This is a genomic window from Rhodococcus sp. 06-1474-1B, from assembly GCF_002258885.1.
GTDB classification, from domain to species: domain Bacteria; phylum Actinomycetota; class Actinomycetes; order Mycobacteriales; family Mycobacteriaceae; genus Rhodococcoides; species Rhodococcoides fascians.
The window spans coordinates 77,953-94,238 of sequence record NZ_NOYR01000034.1; the positions used below are offsets into that span (position 1 = coordinate 77,953).

At 63.1% G+C, this 16,286-nt stretch carries 25 protein-coding genes and 1 pseudogene; 11 read left to right on the forward strand and 15 right to left on the reverse strand.

Going from position 1 to position 16,286, the window contains the following annotated elements; all coding sequences use genetic code 11:
• Positions 1 to 13 precede the first annotated feature (13 nt).
• The 5 genes from CH266_RS22125 to CH266_RS22145 all read right to left on the reverse strand — a co-directional run bounded on the left by CH266_RS22125 (position 14) and on the right by CH266_RS22145 (position 2,616).
• Positions 14 to 298, reverse strand: coding sequence for a DUF1490 family protein (locus tag CH266_RS22125; RefSeq protein WP_032373443.1), 285 nt, complete (start codon positions 296 to 298; stop codon positions 14 to 16).
• A gap of 107 nt (positions 299 to 405) precedes the next feature.
• Entirely contained in the window at positions 406 to 879 is a 474-nt protein-coding gene (locus CH266_RS22130; protein WP_032389414.1) for a GNAT family N-acetyltransferase, read from the reverse strand.
• Between the two features lie 14 nt (positions 880 to 893).
• Positions 894 to 1,235 (reverse strand): hypothetical protein, encoded by a 342-nt coding sequence (locus CH266_RS22135; protein WP_032407926.1) that lies wholly within the window; start codon positions 1,233 to 1,235, stop codon positions 894 to 896.
• The gene (locus CH266_RS22140) at positions 1,232 to 1,654 is read right to left on the reverse strand and encodes a VOC family protein (RefSeq protein WP_094716205.1); all 423 of its coding nucleotides are present in this window, start codon (positions 1,652 to 1,654) and stop codon (positions 1,232 to 1,234) included. Before CH266_RS22140 ends, CH266_RS22135 begins: the two co-directional genes overlap by 4 nt.
• 29 nt (positions 1,655 to 1,683) lie before the next feature.
• Positions 1,684 to 2,616, reverse strand: coding sequence for a helix-turn-helix transcriptional regulator (locus tag CH266_RS22145; RefSeq protein WP_094716206.1), 933 nt, complete (start codon positions 2,614 to 2,616; stop codon positions 1,684 to 1,686).
• 103 nt (positions 2,617 to 2,719) lie between these two features.
• On the opposite strand from CH266_RS22145, the gene CH266_RS22150 reads away from it, so the two are divergent.
• The 3 genes from CH266_RS22150 to CH266_RS22160 are packed head-to-tail and all read left to right on the forward strand — an operon-like array spanning position 2,720 to position 4,953.
• Positions 2,720 to 3,313, forward strand: a complete 594-nt coding sequence (locus CH266_RS22150) for a TIGR03086 family metal-binding protein (RefSeq protein WP_369597417.1) — start codon at positions 2,720 to 2,722, stop codon at positions 3,311 to 3,313.
• Between the two features lie 47 nt (positions 3,314 to 3,360).
• On the forward strand, positions 3,361 to 4,041 hold the full coding sequence (locus CH266_RS22155; RefSeq protein ID WP_094716207.1) for a thiamine pyrophosphate-dependent enzyme: 681 nt from the start codon (positions 3,361 to 3,363) through the stop codon (positions 4,039 to 4,041).
• Positions 4,042 to 4,953 (forward strand): transketolase family protein, encoded by a 912-nt coding sequence (locus tag CH266_RS22160; RefSeq protein ID WP_255175997.1) that lies wholly within the window; start codon positions 4,042 to 4,044, stop codon positions 4,951 to 4,953.
• On the opposite strand, the gene CH266_RS22165 is transcribed toward CH266_RS22160, so the two are convergent.
• Together CH266_RS22165 and CH266_RS22170 are read right to left on the reverse strand one after the other, a co-directional pair.
• Entirely contained in the window at positions 4,954 to 5,415 is a 462-nt protein-coding gene (locus tag CH266_RS22165; RefSeq protein WP_032370017.1) for a DUF6194 family protein, read from the reverse strand.
• Positions 5,416 to 5,454: 39 nt separating this feature from the next.
• On the reverse strand, positions 5,455 to 5,889 hold the full coding sequence (locus CH266_RS22170) for a PaaI family thioesterase (protein WP_045841571.1): 435 nt from the start codon (positions 5,887 to 5,889) through the stop codon (positions 5,455 to 5,457).
• A gap of 56 nt (positions 5,890 to 5,945) precedes the next feature.
• On the opposite strand from CH266_RS22170, the gene CH266_RS22175 reads away from it, so the two are divergent.
• Positions 5,946 to 6,566, forward strand: a complete 621-nt coding sequence (locus tag CH266_RS22175; RefSeq protein WP_048318918.1) for a TetR/AcrR family transcriptional regulator — start codon at positions 5,946 to 5,948, stop codon at positions 6,564 to 6,566.
• Positions 6,567 to 6,759: 193 nt separating this feature from the next.
• A pseudogene (locus CH266_RS26070) lies at positions 6,760 to 6,993 on the forward strand (HD domain-containing protein); the annotation flags it as partial.
• Positions 6,994 to 7,121: 128 nt separating this feature from the next.
• On the opposite strand, the gene CH266_RS25975 reads toward CH266_RS26070, so the two are convergent.
• Positions 7,122 to 7,880: a luciferase domain-containing protein gene (locus CH266_RS25975; RefSeq protein WP_255175998.1), complete on the reverse strand. Its 759-nt coding sequence runs from the start codon at positions 7,878 to 7,880 to the stop codon at positions 7,122 to 7,124.
• 180 nt (positions 7,881 to 8,060) lie between these two features.
• Here CH266_RS25975 and CH266_RS22185 point away from each other — a divergent pair, with 180 nt between their 5' ends.
• Positions 8,061 to 8,336, forward strand: coding sequence for a PLD nuclease N-terminal domain-containing protein (locus CH266_RS22185; protein ID WP_027495096.1), 276 nt, complete (start codon positions 8,061 to 8,063; stop codon positions 8,334 to 8,336).
• Here CH266_RS22185 and CH266_RS22190 read toward each other — a convergent pair.
• On the reverse strand, positions 8,329 to 9,723 hold the full coding sequence (locus CH266_RS22190; protein ID WP_032407918.1) for an aminotransferase-like domain-containing protein: 1,395 nt from the start codon (positions 9,721 to 9,723) through the stop codon (positions 8,329 to 8,331). The genes CH266_RS22185 and CH266_RS22190 overlap by 8 nt on opposite strands.
• Between CH266_RS22190 and CH266_RS22195 the strand changes: the two genes are divergently transcribed.
• Together CH266_RS22195 and CH266_RS22200 are read left to right on the forward strand one after the other, a co-directional pair.
• Positions 9,722 to 10,663 (forward strand): DMT family transporter, encoded by a 942-nt coding sequence (locus CH266_RS22195; RefSeq protein WP_048318915.1) that lies wholly within the window; start codon positions 9,722 to 9,724, stop codon positions 10,661 to 10,663. The two genes, CH266_RS22190 and CH266_RS22195, sit on opposite strands and share 2 nt — an antisense overlap.
• Positions 10,660 to 11,880, forward strand: coding sequence for a pyridoxal phosphate-dependent aminotransferase (locus tag CH266_RS22200; protein ID WP_027495099.1), 1,221 nt, complete (start codon positions 10,660 to 10,662; stop codon positions 11,878 to 11,880). Before CH266_RS22195 ends, CH266_RS22200 begins: the two co-directional genes overlap by 4 nt.
• Positions 11,881 to 11,883: 3 nt before the next feature.
• Here CH266_RS22200 and CH266_RS22205 read toward each other — a convergent pair whose 3' ends face one another.
• Positions 11,884 to 12,081 carry a helix-turn-helix transcriptional regulator gene (locus CH266_RS22205; protein WP_094716210.1) on the reverse strand — a complete coding sequence of 66 codons (198 nt, stop codon included), beginning with the start codon at positions 12,079 to 12,081 and terminating at the stop codon, positions 11,884 to 11,886.
• The gene (locus tag CH266_RS22210) at positions 12,078 to 12,485 is read right to left on the reverse strand and encodes a hypothetical protein (protein ID WP_094716211.1); all 408 of its coding nucleotides are present in this window, start codon (positions 12,483 to 12,485) and stop codon (positions 12,078 to 12,080) included. The genes CH266_RS22205 and CH266_RS22210 overlap by 4 nt, the downstream gene beginning before the upstream one ends.
• A gap of 181 nt (positions 12,486 to 12,666) precedes the next feature.
• Between CH266_RS22210 and CH266_RS22215 the strand changes: the two genes are divergently transcribed.
• A complete protein-coding gene (locus CH266_RS22215) occupies positions 12,667 to 13,608 on the forward strand; it encodes a DUF808 domain-containing protein (RefSeq protein ID WP_094716212.1) in 942 nt (313 codons plus the stop codon).
• Entirely contained in the window at positions 13,608 to 14,093 is a 486-nt protein-coding gene (locus CH266_RS22220; RefSeq protein WP_094716213.1) for a GNAT family N-acetyltransferase, read from the forward strand. Before CH266_RS22215 ends, CH266_RS22220 begins: the two co-directional genes overlap by 1 nt.
• Positions 14,094 to 14,103: 10 nt before the next feature.
• Here CH266_RS22220 and CH266_RS22225 read toward each other — a convergent pair whose 3' ends face one another.
• From CH266_RS22225 to CH266_RS22240, 4 genes are all read right to left on the reverse strand, one after another.
• Entirely contained in the window at positions 14,104 to 14,316 is a 213-nt protein-coding gene (locus tag CH266_RS22225; protein WP_027495104.1) for a hypothetical protein, read from the reverse strand.
• 8 nt (positions 14,317 to 14,324) lie between these two features.
• Positions 14,325 to 14,912, reverse strand: a complete 588-nt coding sequence (locus CH266_RS22230) for an ArsR/SmtB family transcription factor (protein WP_255175999.1) — start codon at positions 14,910 to 14,912, stop codon at positions 14,325 to 14,327.
• A gap of 84 nt (positions 14,913 to 14,996) precedes the next feature.
• Positions 14,997 to 15,392, reverse strand: a complete 396-nt coding sequence (locus tag CH266_RS22235) for a hypothetical protein (RefSeq protein ID WP_094716215.1) — start codon at positions 15,390 to 15,392, stop codon at positions 14,997 to 14,999.
• Between the two features lie 18 nt (positions 15,393 to 15,410).
• Positions 15,411 to 15,782: a VOC family protein gene (locus tag CH266_RS22240; RefSeq protein ID WP_094716216.1), complete on the reverse strand. Its 372-nt coding sequence runs from the start codon at positions 15,780 to 15,782 to the stop codon at positions 15,411 to 15,413.
• A 62-nt stretch (positions 15,783 to 15,844) separates the two neighbouring features.
• Between CH266_RS22240 and CH266_RS22245 the strand changes: the two genes are divergently transcribed.
• Positions 15,845 to 16,279: a MarR family winged helix-turn-helix transcriptional regulator gene (locus tag CH266_RS22245; RefSeq protein ID WP_094716217.1), complete on the forward strand. Its 435-nt coding sequence runs from the start codon at positions 15,845 to 15,847 to the stop codon at positions 16,277 to 16,279.
• Positions 16,280 to 16,286: the final 7 nt, after the last annotated feature.

The following is a 16,286-nucleotide window of genomic DNA, read 5'->3' on the forward strand; positions in this document are numbered from 1 at the left end:
AAAGCAGTCCCGGTCAGTGCGCGTGGCCGTGGCCCGCATCGGAGGCCGTGGGCGGCGGAACCTCTTCGCCGATCCGGTCCCGGGCCTCGGCAACGACGTCGGATACGGCCAGTCGGGCCGATTCCGCGTGAACCTCGGCCTTGCGCGCTGCGCGTAGACCGAGCTCGGTGGCCGACACCGCAGCCTTGCGGACGGGGGCCTTCTCGTACAGCTTCTTGGCACCGTTGTATGCGGCGACGCCGACTGCACCCGTCACGACCGTCGATACTGCCTTCGCGACGATGATCGGAAACGCCATGATTGAACTCCTCGGGATCGATCCGGACCGCTGTTATTGGCAATCGTATTCGTTTTCTCGGGCTGTGGCGATTCCTGGACGTTTCGGACTTCTTCTACGACAACCGATCATTCGAGTTCGAGTTCGTAGTACAGGGCCTTGGGGCCGCTTCCGCGTCCCTCGTGGCAGTCGAATCCGCGTTTCTCGTACACGTGTCGAGCTGCCTCGTCGTCCTCCGAGGTGTTCAGATCGAGGTAGGTCGCGCCACGGCTGCGGACGTGCTCGATGACGTCGTCGAGAAACGTCGTGCCGTAGCCCTTTCCGCGCTGGCTGGGCTGAACGTAGAACTCGGCCAGGTAAGCCTCGATGTTCGAGCTCCACGTTCCGATGCGAAATCGAAGGACCGCCACCCCGATCGCGGGAGACCCGAACGTCAGCACGCTGGTATCACCGGACTGCACCAGTCGATCGAGATGCGTTGCAAGCCAATTCGGTTCGGGTGCAGGGTCGTCGTATTCGCGATTGAAGTCGACCAGCAGTGTTGCGGCCTCGTCGAAGCCGTCCCGGTCACGAACTACGTGTGTACCGTCCATGTCCATCATCGCCCGTTCCTTCGTCAGAGTTCAGGTCGAACCAGGTTCTTCGCGTCACCCAAGCCGAGGCCGGGATGTAGTTCACGCAGCGAGCGAATGGCCTTGACGGTGCGCCCGTGTTCGTCGACAACGGCGTCGACGTCCTCGGCGGGTACGGACTCGGGGCCGATCTTTTGTACGGTGCAGACAGGCGCGGGACGCCAATACCGGTACAGGAACCAGGGCACGGCCATGGCCAGTAGAGCCAACTTGATCCAGGTCCAGATGGACGGCTCGGTCAACACGTCGGAAATGACCAGGAAGGAGATGCACGTCAGCCAGATGACCAACAGATATCGAGTCCACGGTCGCTGACGGGCGTTCATCGGTCCATCGTGTCATCGCAGCCCTGTTCGGACAATGCGTCAGCGTCTCCGTCGTCCCAGACCTCCGTGGTGATGCAGAAGGGATGACCGGCCGGGTCCAGCAGCACCCTCCATCGGAAATCGGGCTGGTCGAGCGCTTCCGTCGCGCCGCAGTCCAGTGCGTAATCGACGGCTTCGGAGAGACGTCCGCCGGCGTCCAAGTCGAGGTGCACGATCGCCGCCGAGGGCCAGACGGGTGGTCGATAATTCTCGACTTTCTGCGCGACGATGCGAACACCTGACATCGTTTGTACTGCGGCACTTTCGTCGTTGTCCCACAGCACCTCGCCTCCAAGGAGCGCCAGGTAGAACTGTGCAAGTTCTCCTGGCTCTGCGCAGTCGACGGATGTCCCTGCGACAGCGAGATGTGAAATCGGCATGTCAGGAGAATACGGACGTGCTGGAATCCTCACCTGTACAGCTCGTAGGTCTCGAATGCCCGAGCAGCTAGTTCCTCCCGGATTGCTGTGGGCTGCAGAACTTCTACGCCGGGTCCGCAGTTCCACAGTGCACCGAGGGCGTGATTGTGTCCGGAGAACACGATCACTACCAGTCGCTTTCCGTCGTGATGGATCCTCTCGTCAATGACTCGTACTACGTTCTTGGACAACGAAAGCCACGCTGATTCCTCGACTGTGCAGGTGATTTCGGTCTCGACCAAACTCGCACGGAACGACTTCCAGTGTGCGGTGAAGGCGGCCTCCAGGTCCACGGTGGAAGCGCGGTGAGCCTGCTCGTCGAGCACAGTCAGTTCGTCGATCCGCGATACCCGGTAGACACGTTCGGTGCCGTCACGCCCGGCGAGTAGGTACCAGTGATCGCCGGCGTAGACGAGCCCGATTGGGTCAAGGATTCGATCGTTCATCGAACCGCTGCGATCGCGATACGTGATTCTTATCCGCACACCGTCTATGACGACCCGTTGGAGTTCCACCAGATGTTCTTCCGGTTCGTGGGGATACGCGAAACCGTCGGGGCGTACCAGGATTCGTTGTGAGGCAGTGCTTGCCGCTGCTCGGTGAGCGTCGGGTATCGCTGCGATCACCTTGCGCATGGCGCTTGCGAACGCCGGGGTGGCGACGCGTCCCGCGCCGGAAGCGAGCAATGCCGTCGCCTCGGCGGCCGTCAGACCGGTCAGCTCGGTGCGATAGCCCTGCAGCAGACTGATGCCACCACCGCGACCGCGATCGGTGTAGACCGGAATGCCCGCCGAAGACAACGCTTCGATGTCACGCAACACGGTGCGCGTGGATACTTCGAGCTGGGCGGCAATGTCGGCAGCGTTCAGTCTGCCCCGATGTTGGAGCAGCATGACGATGGACAACAACCGGTCTGCGCGCACCCGAAAAGTCTCTCACCAAAACATGACAGAAGATGTCATGTTTACCCGATCTACTTCTACCCAGCAGGCCACACCCGGTGGCCGCGAAACGGAAGGATCGACAGTGAACACCATCGAGACCACGCAGCAGGCGGATCCGCGCGAGGTGTACTTCACGTCCGCCGCATGGGTGAGCGGTCTGCTCACAGGCGTGCGCGCCGACCAACTGAACCTTCCCACTCCGTGCGACGAGTTCGATGTCCGGACGCTGGCAGGCCATCTCGTTGCCACGGTCCGAAGGCTGATTGCGATCGCCGAACTCGGGAGTCCGGACTCTGTGTCGCCCTTGTGCTCCGATCATGACGCCGCATCCTTCGACACGTCGGTGACGCAAGCCCGTGCCGCGTGGGCCGACGATGCATTGCTCGATGCCCCGGTCGCGGTCCCGTGGGGTGAGGTACCGGGGCGATCGGCTGTGTGGGGATATGCGCGGGAGTTACTGGTGCACGGATGGGATCTTGCCGTTGCGACAGGACAACCGGCCCACGCCGACCCGGCTGTCGTCGATCCGGTCGCCGTGGAACTTCGAGCACTGCTGCCGGCGGAGAGTCGGATTCCAGGAGTCCCCTTCGGGCCCATCGTGGAACCCCGTTCCGAGGCAGGGCCGTTGGAACGCCTGGCGAACTTCGCGGGACGGTCGTCGGACGGCTGGGTGTAGTACGTCGCTCTTGACCTCGAGTGCACTCGAGGTTGCAGGGTGGTCCCATGCAGATGACTTTCGAAGAGTTGCCTCAACTCATGACGCTGATGACCGGCGACGAAAAGCACGGTGCGAGCGCCACATCCACGCTGGACGTGCTGTGGGTGCTGTACTCCGACATTCTTCGTCTCGACGCGGCACAGCCCGACGATCCCGATCGCGACAGGTTCTACCTCTCCAAGGGGCACGGCCCGATGGCGTACTACGCAGTACTCGCTGCACGGGGCTTTCTGACGCCGAACGAGCTTGCGTCGTTCGGCAGCTACCACTCACCGCTGGGCAATCATCCGGACCGCACGCTGATTCCCGGGGTCGACATCGGATCGGGATCACTCGGTCATGGTCTGGCGCTGGCAGCCGGAACTGCTGTGGCGCTGCAGATTCAGCGAAGCCAGGCTCAGGTGTTCGTGCTGATCGGTGACGCCGAGCTCGACGAGGGCAGCAACATGGAAGCCATCCAATTCGCCGGCCGGTCGCAGCTGGGCAACCTGACCACCGTGGTGATCGACAACGATTCGGCTGGTCTGGGTTGGCCCGGTGGCATCGCGTCGCGCTTCGCCGTCGAGGGGTGGTCGACCTCCGACGTCGACGGGAGGGACCACAGCGCGCTCCGGCGGGCGTTTCGCATCGATCGCGGCGACCGGCCGCATGTGGTGGTCGCCCACGTGGAGAAGAAGGAGAACTGAGTGACGTCGACGATGAAGAGGACCGCGGATCAACGCGAGTCCTTCTACCGACTGCTGCCGGAGTTGTTGGTGCAGGACGAGCGAGTCGTGCTGGTACTGGCCGAGATCGGCGCCGCCTATCTCGAACCGCACATCACTCCTGACATCCGATCGCGTGTGGTCAACGTGGGTATTCGAGAGCAGGCGATGATCGGTGTCGCAGGCGGTATGTCGCTCGCCGGAATGCGTCCGATCGTGCACACCTTTCCACCGTTTCTGATCGAGCGACCCTTCGAGCAGGTGAAACTCGATCTGGGACATCAGGATGTCGGCGCGATCCTGGTGAGCTCGGGCGGCTCCTACGGGTGGCCGCAAGGCGGTGAGACGCACTTCGGCCAACGCGATGTCGCACTGCTGGACACCCTGGACGGGTGGACGGTGCACGTGCCCGGGCACGTCGACGAGGTCGAATGGATGCTGCGCGGTGCGGCTGCATCCGACGACCGCGTTTACATCAGGCTTGACGGCGTCTCGAACGATCACTCGTACGGTCGACCCGGAGGTTCGATGACCGTTCTGCAACAGGGTAATTCGGGCACTGTGATCTCGGTCGGTCCGATGACGGACCGGGTCCTGGCCGCGGCCCGTGGACGTGACGTCACCGTGCTGCACGCGTCGACGATCAGGCCCTTCGACGGTACGACTCTTCGAGAAACGCTGACTGCGCCGGACATCATGATCGTCGAGCCCTATCTCGCGGGAACCTCTGTGCCGCAGATCGATCGAGCGATGGCAGACATACGGCATCGCGTACTGGGGATCGGGGTGGAGCCTGGAGAGCGTAGGAAGTACGGAACGGTGGCCCAACACGACCGAGCCAACGGCCTCGACATCGAAGGACTATCCCGATCGATGGACGACTTCTTCGAGTGATCAGTGTCGGCGGCGCTCGTACCTGTCCTTGGTGACGCTGTACGCAGATTCGAGGAGTTCCCCGATCTGCGATTCGGTCTGCGAAGACGGGTTGACCACCGACAACCAGCCCGCAGTGCCGTACTGAGGGTGGGCGGCAAGGGTGTCGTCGGTATCGGCCTGGGGTGCGTGGGCTGCTTCGCGTGGGGGCACTCCCAATAGCCGCTCGAACTCCTGCTTTCCTGCAATGACATTGACACGGAACGCGTCGGGCCGGTCCAGCCGGGACAACTCGTCACCCGGATAGTTCTTCGTCACGATGGTCGCGAACGGCTGGGTGGACGACGGAACAGTTCCGTCCGGCGAGTAGTAGAAGAACACATCGCCCCATGCGAGTTCCGGAGTCCCATCACCCTCCCGAGGCAGCTGCGCCAACGTGCCGTCGAAGCTGCCGACCAGATTTACGATGTCATCGAGTGTCATTCATCGATCGTCACATGTTCTGCGGTCTCTGCCCAGAGTTCAGCCGACTTTGTAGGTTCCCGTGCCGGTTGCGACGAGGCGGCCGGATTCGGTCCCGACGATGTCGACTCGACACGTCTTCAGGCTCCGACCCGCGTGTATCCGAGTACCGACTATATCGACGCCCTCGGCATATACCGGTTCCATGAACTGCACAGACATGGAGACCGTGACGCCCCGAAGCTTCTGGGGCACTGCGGATCCGGCCCATGCTGCGGTCATGATCCCGATATCGATACAGCCGGCGATCACGCCGCCGTGCAGCATCTGGCCGACGGTGGACAGCTCGTCGCGGTACGGCAGCCGCAGTCGAGCTGTGCCCTCGTCGATGTCGACCAGCTCGATGCCCAGTTGCTGCACGAACGGTGATTGCGGGAGAAACATGGTCATCGCGGCGCTGCCGCTGTCCGGTGTCAGTACTTCGTTGGCTGTCATCGCTACCCCTCTATCGTAATTGGATTCCGATATCGGAATCAGAGTACGATAAGCTTATGGTCTTGGATACCCCCACCGACAAGCGGAAGCGTCGAACACACACTGCGGTGCTCGACGGCGCTCGTTCGCTCTTCCTACGCCACGGATATCGGGCAACGACGATCGAGATGCTGGCCACCGCAGCCGATGTGGCGGTGAGTTCGATCTACGCAAACTTCCCCGCCGGCAAGGTGGACATCTACGCCGCTCTCGCGTGGCGAACCGCCCAGAGCCACGCTGAGCAAATGACTGCCCCCACCGATGCGGTCGATTCTGCGCACGTCGTTGCCGAGTTCCTCGATCGCTACATCGCGTTTCACCGCGACGATCCATTGGCGTTGCGGCTGCTGGCGCTGACGGATGTGGACAAGTCCGAGTCCGCGTCGGTCGGTGAGGCGAAGGAAAAGATCGACACTGCGCTCGGTGAACTCATCGATTCGGTGACGCGTGCGGTGGAGGACGCCGGTGCCGACGTCCTCCCCCGTGCACTGGTTCTGAATGCCTGGGCGGCGATGAACGGTGCTGTGTCACTGCATCAACGACGCATCGTCGATCGATCCATGCTCGACGCCATGCTCGCGATCACGCGGGCGGATATGCTCCGCCACCTGAAGGGAACACCCGATGAAACCCGGTGAGCTGAGCGCAGGTCATCGTGCGCGAATAGTGGCAGCTGCTGTGCGAGAACAACTCACGATGTTGCCCGGTACCGTGCTCGGTCCCCGGCGACGTTCGGCGGGTTCCGCATGGCACACAGTCGATGCTCCGGATTCACGGTTGTGCCGGGAAGCACTGGAGGAGGCCAGAGAGTGCCTCAGTGAGCCCATGTTGATGCACAGCGTGCGGTGCTGGCAGTACGCGTCGGCGTTTGCGGTCATCGACGGTCTACGGCCGGATCGGGAGGCGCTGTACGTCGCGTGCCTGTTGCACGACATAGCTCTCGGCGCAGAACAGAACCCGGTGGCTGGATGTTTCGCGGTGATCGGAGCCGGGAGAGCCGAAGAGTTCGTCCGCCGACACGAAGGCGACGACCGAACGGCGCAGATCGTCCACGAGACTGTAGCCAGGCACATGGACGTCGAGACACCGATGGGATCGGAGGCGGCCCTGCTGCACGATGCGGCACACCTGGACGTCAGTGGCCGTCGGATTCGAGACCTCGATCCGCACTGCGTCGATGTCATCGAATCCAGCTATACGCGAGAAGGTTTCGCCGCAGACTTCGCATCCAGGATGAAGATCGAATCGAGAAGGAGACCGCAGTCGACGGCTGCGACCTTGTGGCGCTCAGGAATGTACCCGGCGATGAAGGCGAACCCCCTGGAGCGCAGGGTCATATCGTCGAAGTAGCTGTTGCGCGATGGATGATCTGTTCGATTCGCGTCGTCGGAATCTCTCGGTGCGTAGAGGAAGACGTAGGTTTCGGGAAGTCCGAGGCCAGGGCGTCCGGCGAGGGGGTGTAGCTCACCCCAGCCCGCGGAGATGACGGTCTGAGCATCTTCGGGCTGCATGACGACGTGCATCGATCCTTCGGTCTCGTGGACGTGGAGTATCTCGCCGTTGGTTCGCGAAATCCACGGTGCAGCAGTGGTGACATCCGTCAGATACAGCGCGTCCCCTCGCCTCTCGAAGTGGCTGCGCGCCAGGTGGTATCGATTGTTCGTGCGCGCTTCGGTAGTAACTGCGCCGGTGATCCTGTCTGTCAGTACGGGCGTAGCACGGTCGGTGAGCTGGCGATGTGGAATCGGGTACGGGGCGATCGTCGGCCGTGGTCCTCGGCGCGGTTCGAGGTGCCAGTGCCGGCCTGCGGGCGACGCGCCGGCGACGGTCATAAGGTCACGTCTGGACAACGGTCGTAGCGCGGTGGCGATCAACCACCCACCGACGTTGGCCGGTAAGCCGCCCGGCCCCAGGGCCCTCCACGTCGTGTAGTCGTTCTTGACGGTCTGCACAAGTCCCCCCAGGTCGGATACGTCCGCACCACGGTAACTGCGCGACGACTCCGGCGGTAGGCCTACATCGTCCGATGTACGACGAGATACACGTGCAGACCGATGTGCAGGAACGTTCGGGTCCATAGCGTTGTGGTCGTCAACGAAACAGCGAAGAACAAGCACAGCAGAGGAACCGTCATGCACGCCGCAGTACTACTTTCACAACAACACTCGACCACCGAGCAGGTACTCGGGTTCGGGCTGGGAACCATCGTCTTGGTGGCAGTGCTCGGCGCGGTCGTTCTGTTCGTCGCCGCGCTCGTCAGCATCCTTCGCTCACCCAATTACAGTGTCGCAGGCCGTGCGGTGTGGATCTTCGTCGTGCTCGCGTTTCCGTTTCTCGGGCCTCTGGTCTGGTTCGTATGGGGCCGCACCTCGACGTTCGCCGTCGAAGCGTCGAACAGTCTCAGATGACCGATCCGATCGTGCGTGCCGCATCCGGGAACTCACCGGCGTTCGAGCCCGCGTAGTTCAACCGCAGGAACTTGCCGGTGGGTTCGGCCGGGAAGTAATCGTCTCCCGCACCGACGATGACACCCGCCAATTTGCATTTGTGCACAACGTCTTCCAGGTCGATGTCGTCACGCAGGCGCATCCACAGATTGAGTCCGCCCCGGGGGATCCGGTCGAGATGACCGCGAGGAGCGAACTCGATCAGGCTGTGGGCCAATAGGTCTCGACGAGCTTCGAGTTGCGTGCGTAGGCGTCGTAGGTGTGTGCGCCAGGCGGGTTGGGTGACGACGTCGAGAGCGACGGTCTGCAGGATGCCGCTGACGTACATCGATTCGGCTCCCGTGTCGGCGAGGATACGTTCGTGAGCCGGGCCACGAGCGATCAAGCCTGCCAACCGAATCGACGGTGATACGACCTTGGTCAGCGAACGCAGGTACACCACATGTCCGCCGTCGTCTCGTGCGGCCAATGGGCTGGGTTCGGCGGTGATCCCGAAATCGTGGGCGGAGTCGTCCTCGATCAGGAACGCGCCGTGTCGTCGAACGATGTCGAGCACACGTTCGGACAGGTCCGGAGACCACTGCGCTCCAGTGGGGCTTGCGAAGGTCGGTTGAGCGTAGAACGCCCGCGCGCCGGACTCGGCGAATGCCTGCTCCAGCGCGTCCGGGTCGGGTCCGTCGACCCCGGTGGGGACCGGGACCACGCGAACGCCTGCCTGCGTTGCCGCCAGAATCGCTCCCCAGTACGTCGGTGATTCCATAAGAAGTGGGCGTCCCGCACCGACGAGCGCCCGAAAGGCCGTGCTCAGGCCGGTCTGGCTGCCCGGGATGATGACCACGTCGCTGGCCGAGGGCGGCGTGACGCCCAGCGGGGTGGAAGCGCCGAGTTCCGCGGCGAACCAAGCTCGAAGCTCGGGCAGACCTGCGGTCGGTGGCCGGGCAACCACTGCGTCGGTGCGTGAGGCTCGGGTGAAAGCAGCGTGAACGAGTCGCTCCGGCAACAGTTCTCGGGCCGGGTAACCGGAATGCAGAGCGATCACGTCACTCGACGTGGACTGCAGTGCGGCTGGGAGTTGCAATCTGTTTCCGGGTGCACCGAGCGCGGCAGTCTGCCACCCGTAGTCGTTCGGGCGGGCCGTGTGCACGGTCTTTACGAATGTTCCGACGCCAGGCCGTGTTTCGATGACTCCCTGCGAAATGAGGGTGCGCAGTGCTTTCTGTACCGTCACGGGGCTGGCCGAATGCTGGGCCACCAGCGCACGAGTGGATGGCAGCTTCGCCTCGGGCGGGGCGGTTGCGATCCAGGTTCGCAGTGCAGACACGATCCGGGAACTGCTATCGTCGGACATGACACAGCATAGTAGCGCTACCCAGCTCGCGCCGGGGCTGCTATCCCGAGCCGGCCTCTTGTGGGGATTGGCCGGTGTCACGGCGTTCTCGTTCACCGTGCCGCTGACTCGGATCGCCGTGACCGGTGGCCTGTCGCCGCTGTTCGTCGGGTCCGGACGCGCCGTCGTCGCCGCGGCCCTCGCTGCTGCCGCCTTGGCCCTGACCTCGCAACGGTTGCCACGCGGACGGCAATGGGTTCGACTGGGTGTCATCGCGGCCGGGGTCGTCATCGGTTTCCCCGTGCTCACGTCGTTCGCTCTGACCACCGCCTCCGCCGGCCACAGTGCCGTCGTCATCGCGCTTCTGCCGGCTGCGACCGCGGCCTTCGCCGTCGTCCGCGAGCGGCAACGCGTCCGGCCGATGTTCTGGTTGGTTGCGGCCATGGGTGCTGCGGTCGCTGTCGGATTCGCGGCCGTTCAGGGCGGCGAGGTCGCCGGACTGGGGTGGTCGGATCTGCTTCTCCTCGGAGCCGTCGTGGCGGCCGCGGTGGGATATGCGGAGGGCGGGCTGCTTGCGCGTGAACTGGGAGCGTGGCAGACGGTCTCGTGGGCGCTCGTCGTCTCTGTTCCGGTGACCGGAGCGATGACGGCGTTCGCGTGGTGGCATCAACCCACGAGCGGAGGCGTCTCGGAGTGGGCTGCGTTCGCCTATCTGGCCGTCGTGAGTATGTATCTGGGGTTCTTCGCCTGGTATCGGGGGTTGGCCATCGGTCCGATGTCGAGCGTGAGCCAGGTGCAGCTCGTTCAGCCGGTGCTGACGATCTGCTGGGCCGCGATTCTGCTCCACGAGGGACTGACGTGGCCGGTGGTCGTGGGTGGAGCAGCGGTCATCGTATGTGCAACAGTGGCGGTCCGAACTCGGATGTCGCCGTCCGTTCGACAGGAGGAACTTTCGTCATGACGCGATCGATCGATCAGGCACGCAAGCTCGAGAATGTTCGCTACGACATTCGTGGCCGCATTCTGGACAAGACCGAGGAACTCGAGGAGCAGGGGCACAAGATCCTGCGCCTCAACGTGGGTAACCCGGCCCCGTTCGGTTTCGAGGCACCCGACGAGATCATGATGGCGATGATTCGCAATCTGCCTACCGCGCAGGGATATTCCGACTCGCGGGGCCTGTTCTCGGCGCGCACCGCGGTGGTGCAGTACTACCAGACCAAGGGCCTGAGCGACCTCGACGTCGGCGACGTCTACCTGGGCAACGGGGTCTCCGAGCTGATCACCATGACGATGCAGGCGCTGTGCAACCCCGAGGACGAGGTGCTGATCCCCTCCCCCGACTACCCGCTGTGGACGGGCTCGGTGGCTCTCGCCGGAGGCACACCGGTCCATTACTTGGCAGACGAGACTCAGGACTGGGCTCCGGACTTCGAGGATCTGGAATCGAAGATCACCACCCGTACCCGGGCCATCGTCGTGATCAATCCCAACAACCCCACTGGTGCGGTGTACTCACGCGACGTTCTGCAGCGTTTCGTCGACCTCGCGCGCGAGCACGATCTGATTCTGCTCGCCGACGAGATCTACGAGAAGATCGTGTACGACGGTTCCGAGATGACCAATCTCGCAACTCTCACCGGTAAAGATGTGCTGTGCCTGACCTATTCGGGGTTGTCGAAGGCCTACCGAGTGTGTGGTTTTCGTGCCGGGTGGCTGGCGATCACCGGTCCGCGACGCCGTGCGGCGAGTTTCATCGAGGGCATCACGTTGCTGTCCAACATGCGCATGTGCGCGAATGTGCCTGCACAACATGCAATACAGACGGCGCTCGGCGGCCGCCAATCGATCGAGGACCTCCTGCTGCCGACGGGCAGATTGACCGCGCAGCGGGATCTGGCGCATCGCATGCTGAACTCCATCGACGGAATCAGCTGTGTGCAGGCTGCGGGCGCGCTGTACATGTTCCCCAAGCTCGACACCGACCGTTTCGGGATCGTCGACGACGAGAAGTTCGTCCTCGACTTGCTCGAATCCGAGAAAATCCTGGTCAGTCACGGGCGAGCGTTCAATTGGGATGTGCCCGACCACTTCCGGCTCGTCACCTTGCCCAACGTGGACGATCTCTCGACCGCACTAGAGCGGCTCGGCAACTTCATGAGTTCGTACTCGCAGTAGTGCTCAAGTCGAATCCGGCTCGAACAACTCCTCGATCGTGCAGTCGAATGCTGCGGCAAGGCGGAAGGCAACGGGCAGGCTCGGGTCGAACCGCTCCTTCTCGATGGAGATGATCGTCAGTCGGGTGACGTCGATTCGCTCGGCCAATTCGCTCTGAGACCACCCCTTCTCGGTGCGACGACGTCGAACATCGTTCTTCACTCGGACAGGGCCCGGTAGCGCGCGAACGCGTACCGCGCAGTGAACGATGCGAACGCAGCCAACAGCAAGCCCGTCAGAAGCAGCGTGGCCGGGGGGTCGACTCTTGCGATGGACACCACCGCAAGAGTCAGACCCAGTACGGTCACCAGATCGGTGGCTGTGCCGCTGGACGCGGATGTCGTCCAATGGCTTTCGATGCTGTCGCCCGAGGTGTAGGTCTGGTCGGTGGTGACCGGCGCGACGAACAGTATCCAGCCCAGCATCGCGCCGAAGGGCAGCGCGGTGACGCCGAACACCAGCGCGGAAACCCCTGGCGCGATGGGTGACACGAGCCAGGCGAGCAGTGCCGTCGCCGATGCAGTGGCCAGGCCGACAGCGGCGACCGATATCCATCTGAGTCTCACCTGAATGCTCCGTTCGTTGGTATAGCTTGCTATACGTATAGGAAACCATACATCCCACTCCGATGTGTGGTCCGCAGCAAGCTACTGGCGGTATGGTTCGAGCACGTGGATTGCCGGATTTCGGCGTCGTACTCAGCCCTAGGAGCCTGATCGTGCATTCGTCTTCACTCGGAGATCACTGATGGCCGGCGGACTGGTAGCCCTGCTCGACGACGTGGCTGCGCTGGCACGGCTGGCGGCAGCATCGATCGACGACGTGGGAGCCGCTACCGGCAAAGCGACGGCCAAGGCCGCCGGTGTCGTGATCGACGACGCAGCGGTGACGCCTCAGTACGTTCGTGGCCTCGCGGCCGAGCGGGAGCTCCCGATCATCAAGCGCATCGCCGTCGGCTCGCTTCGGAACAAGCTGCTGATCATTCTGCCGATCGCCCTGCTGCTCAGTCAGTTCCTCCCATGGCTGCTGACGCCCATTCTGATGCTCGGTGGCTGCTACCTCAGCTACGAGGCAGCGCACAAGATCTGGGTAGCGCTGTTCGGCCACGGCGATCATCACGCCGAGGCAGAGGACGAGCCGCGGGACGAGGACAGCGTGGTGTCCGGTGCCGTTCGGACCGACCTGATTCTCTCCGCCGAGATCATGGTCATCGCTCTCGACACCATTGCGAGCGAGGGCTTCTGGAGTCGCCTCATCATCTTGGCGGTCGTCGCGGTGGTCATCACCATCGTCGTCTACGGCGTCGTCGCACTCATCGTCAAAATGGACGACATCGGTCTGAAGCTGGCCGAGGGCTCGTCCGGGTTCGTCGAGAAGTTCGGCCGCGGACTGGTCAAGGGCATGCCGAAGGTGATGGCAGTGCTGTCGGTCGTCGGCACCGCAGCCATGCTGTGGGTCGGTGGGCACATCCTTCTCGTGGGCATCGACGAGCTCGGTTTTCACCCTATCTACGAGCTGGTGCACCACGGTGAGGATGCGGTGCGTGGGGTCGCGGGTGTCGGCGGAGTGCTGGCGTGGATCGTCAACACTCTTGCGTCGGCAGTCATCGGTGCGATCGTCGGCTGCATCATCGTTGTTGCGCAGCTCGGGATCTCCAAGGTGCTCGCCAAACGGGCCGCCGCGAAGTAGTGCCTGTATCGGCGACGTTCGCTGTCGTTCATCCCTCCTCGGAGCCGGCGCTCGACATCCTGTTTCGCTACAACGTCGATATCGTCGGACGCTTCTACGGCCGCGAGGCGTCGGACGAGGAAGTACGACGAGTCATGGTCGACGAGCCGAGTGACGATCTCGTGGGTGATTCGGGTCTGTTCGTGGTCGCATACCTGGGCTCGACACTGGTCGGTTGCGGTGGTGCTCGTTTCGTCTCCGACGACATCGCAGAGCTGACTCGGGTCTTCATCGACGCGCGTGCCCGTGGAAACGGCGTCGGGGCGTCGGTCGTCGAGTTCGTCGAAGAATCGGTCCGCCAATCGCGCCGCAAGACAATGCGATTGGATACGCGAGCGGACCTCGTCGAGGCCCGGGGCCTGTACTTCAAGCTCGGCTATCGGGAGGTGCCGGCATTCAACGCCGAGCCGTATGCCGAGGTATGGCTGGAAAAGCGACTGCTTTGAACAGCTTTCGTCACCGACGAGCCAGCTCGAGGACCCGTCGCTCGGACAGGGAGACATCGGCGAGCGATGCGGTCAACTCGTCCCACGCCTTCTGAACGCGGAGTTCATCTCGGCGGAGGCGCTTCTGCGCAGCAGCGAGTCTGCGCCGCTCGGCCAGAAGCACATGCCGATCGCGATCTTGCTCGGCCAAGAAGAGGTACGTGTGCGGATCGAACGGATACATGCCAACTCCTAAGGTGTAGTGGGGAATCCGTGCATCAGCACCATCACGTGTTCCCGCTCCCCCGAGGTCGCGTTCTCGCCGTGTCGACGCCATTTGTCGATGACGGCGCGCATCTCCGTGCCCATCTTCTTCGTCTCCTCGGCGGTGAGCCGCAGGACGTCGTCGGAGCTGAAGGCCGCCGATACCCACTCATGGCCCCACGACTCGGAAGTCCGGTCGAAATCACGCAGCCGAGACCACTGGTGCGCCAACCAGGAGTCCTTGGACGCCTTGGCAACCGACAGTGACTCGGGCGAGTCGGAGAAGTCGTTCTCGGACCAGCTGAAGCCCTCATCATTGGCCTCCGACCACCAACGTTGGCGCTTGTCCGAGCCGTTCTGTACCTCTTTGACGAAACCGTGCTCGGCGAGCTTGCGCAGGTGATAGCTCACCGAGGCGGGTGACTCGTCCACCAGATCGCCCAGCTGGGTCGCAGTCATCGACTTGTTGGCGCGGAGTGCATAGAGCAGACGTAACCGGATGGGATGCGTCAGCGCTTTCAGCTCGGACATGTCTGTCAGCTTGCGCGGCGTCCTACCGGGAGGTGGTGGGCTCATGCAACAACCATAACCCGAAAGAAATATTTCGCAATAGTTCTTTCGGACTCCGTCCGGCTGTATCGGTGGGTGCCATGTACGGAACTACGCCGACGGCGTCAGCATCAACAGCGTCGTCCCGATGCCGACGACGATCGGAGCGGGCACTATCCACCAAGACCATCGTCGATCCTGGCCGACGACGTGGAGGGTGCGAATGGCCCAGATCAGGCCGATGATCAGCAGCGACACGGTTGCAATCAGTCCGAGGAGGAACTGGTCGGGCCCTGTCGGATCGCCGTACGGGGACGGCCACCAGTTCCTGGACACGCATACCCACGTGACGGCGGCGATCGTGGTGAACACCAGCAGGATCGGCCCGGGCGGTTTCGCGGCTTTTCGAGATGCGTTCGCCGACTCGATGAGGCGGTTCTTCAGGCGCTCGATGATGGTCGTGTTCCCTACGCGTCGGAGGTGGCATCCGCGCTCAGGGTCCCACATTTGTCGATGACTTCGGGGCTAACTGCTGTGCACGGTGACGGCGTATCCGTCGGGGTCACGTAGGACGAAGGTCATTCCGAAGGGGCCGTCGAAGGGGGCGGTCACGATCGTCACGCCGGCGGCGACGAGATTGTCGTGGAGCGCTTCGGCGTCGTCGCACACCAGCCAGAGGGCAACTCCGAGTCCCGGCTGACCACTGTCGAGATCTGTTTCGGGAGCGGGGTTTCGGACGGCGAACGGTATCGGTGAGGTGGTGAACACCACTGCGCCGGGTGGTGCCTGGGGTGCGCGGACGAGGCCCAGCTGCGATTCGTAGAAGTCTGCACTGACGGCGAGGTCGCGTACTTGGAGGGAGAGGAAGCTCGGTCCGGAAACGGTTGCAACGGTCATGTCGTGTCCTTTCGGTAATTCGTCAAGTTCTTGACGAACTGAATGTATGTCAAGATGTTGACATGAGTCAAGTGGATGTCGACACCTCGATCGGTTACGCCCTCAAGCGGGCCACGTCCGCCCTGCGTTCGGCGATGGACGAGTGCCTACGCGATCTCGATATCACCGTCTCGCAGTACTCGAGCCTCGAACTCCTCGCGCACAAACCGGGACTGACCAACGCCGAACTCGCGCGCGCGGTATTCGTCAGCAGGCAGGCAACCCATCAACTGCTGGCCGGGCTCACGCGCGGCGGCCTGGTGGAGATCGAGGGGGTAGGTCGAGACCAGCGTCTGTACGTGACGACCCTGGGCAGGGAGCGCCTGCGGCAAGCGTCGGCCGCTGTCGCTGCGGTGGAACACGCCATGATTGCGTCGCTGTCGAAGAGCGCGCGAGAAGTGCTGCACCGCAACCTTGTTACGTGTGCCGAGGCTCTGGACGGGCGCGAGCAGTCGTAACCTCGGT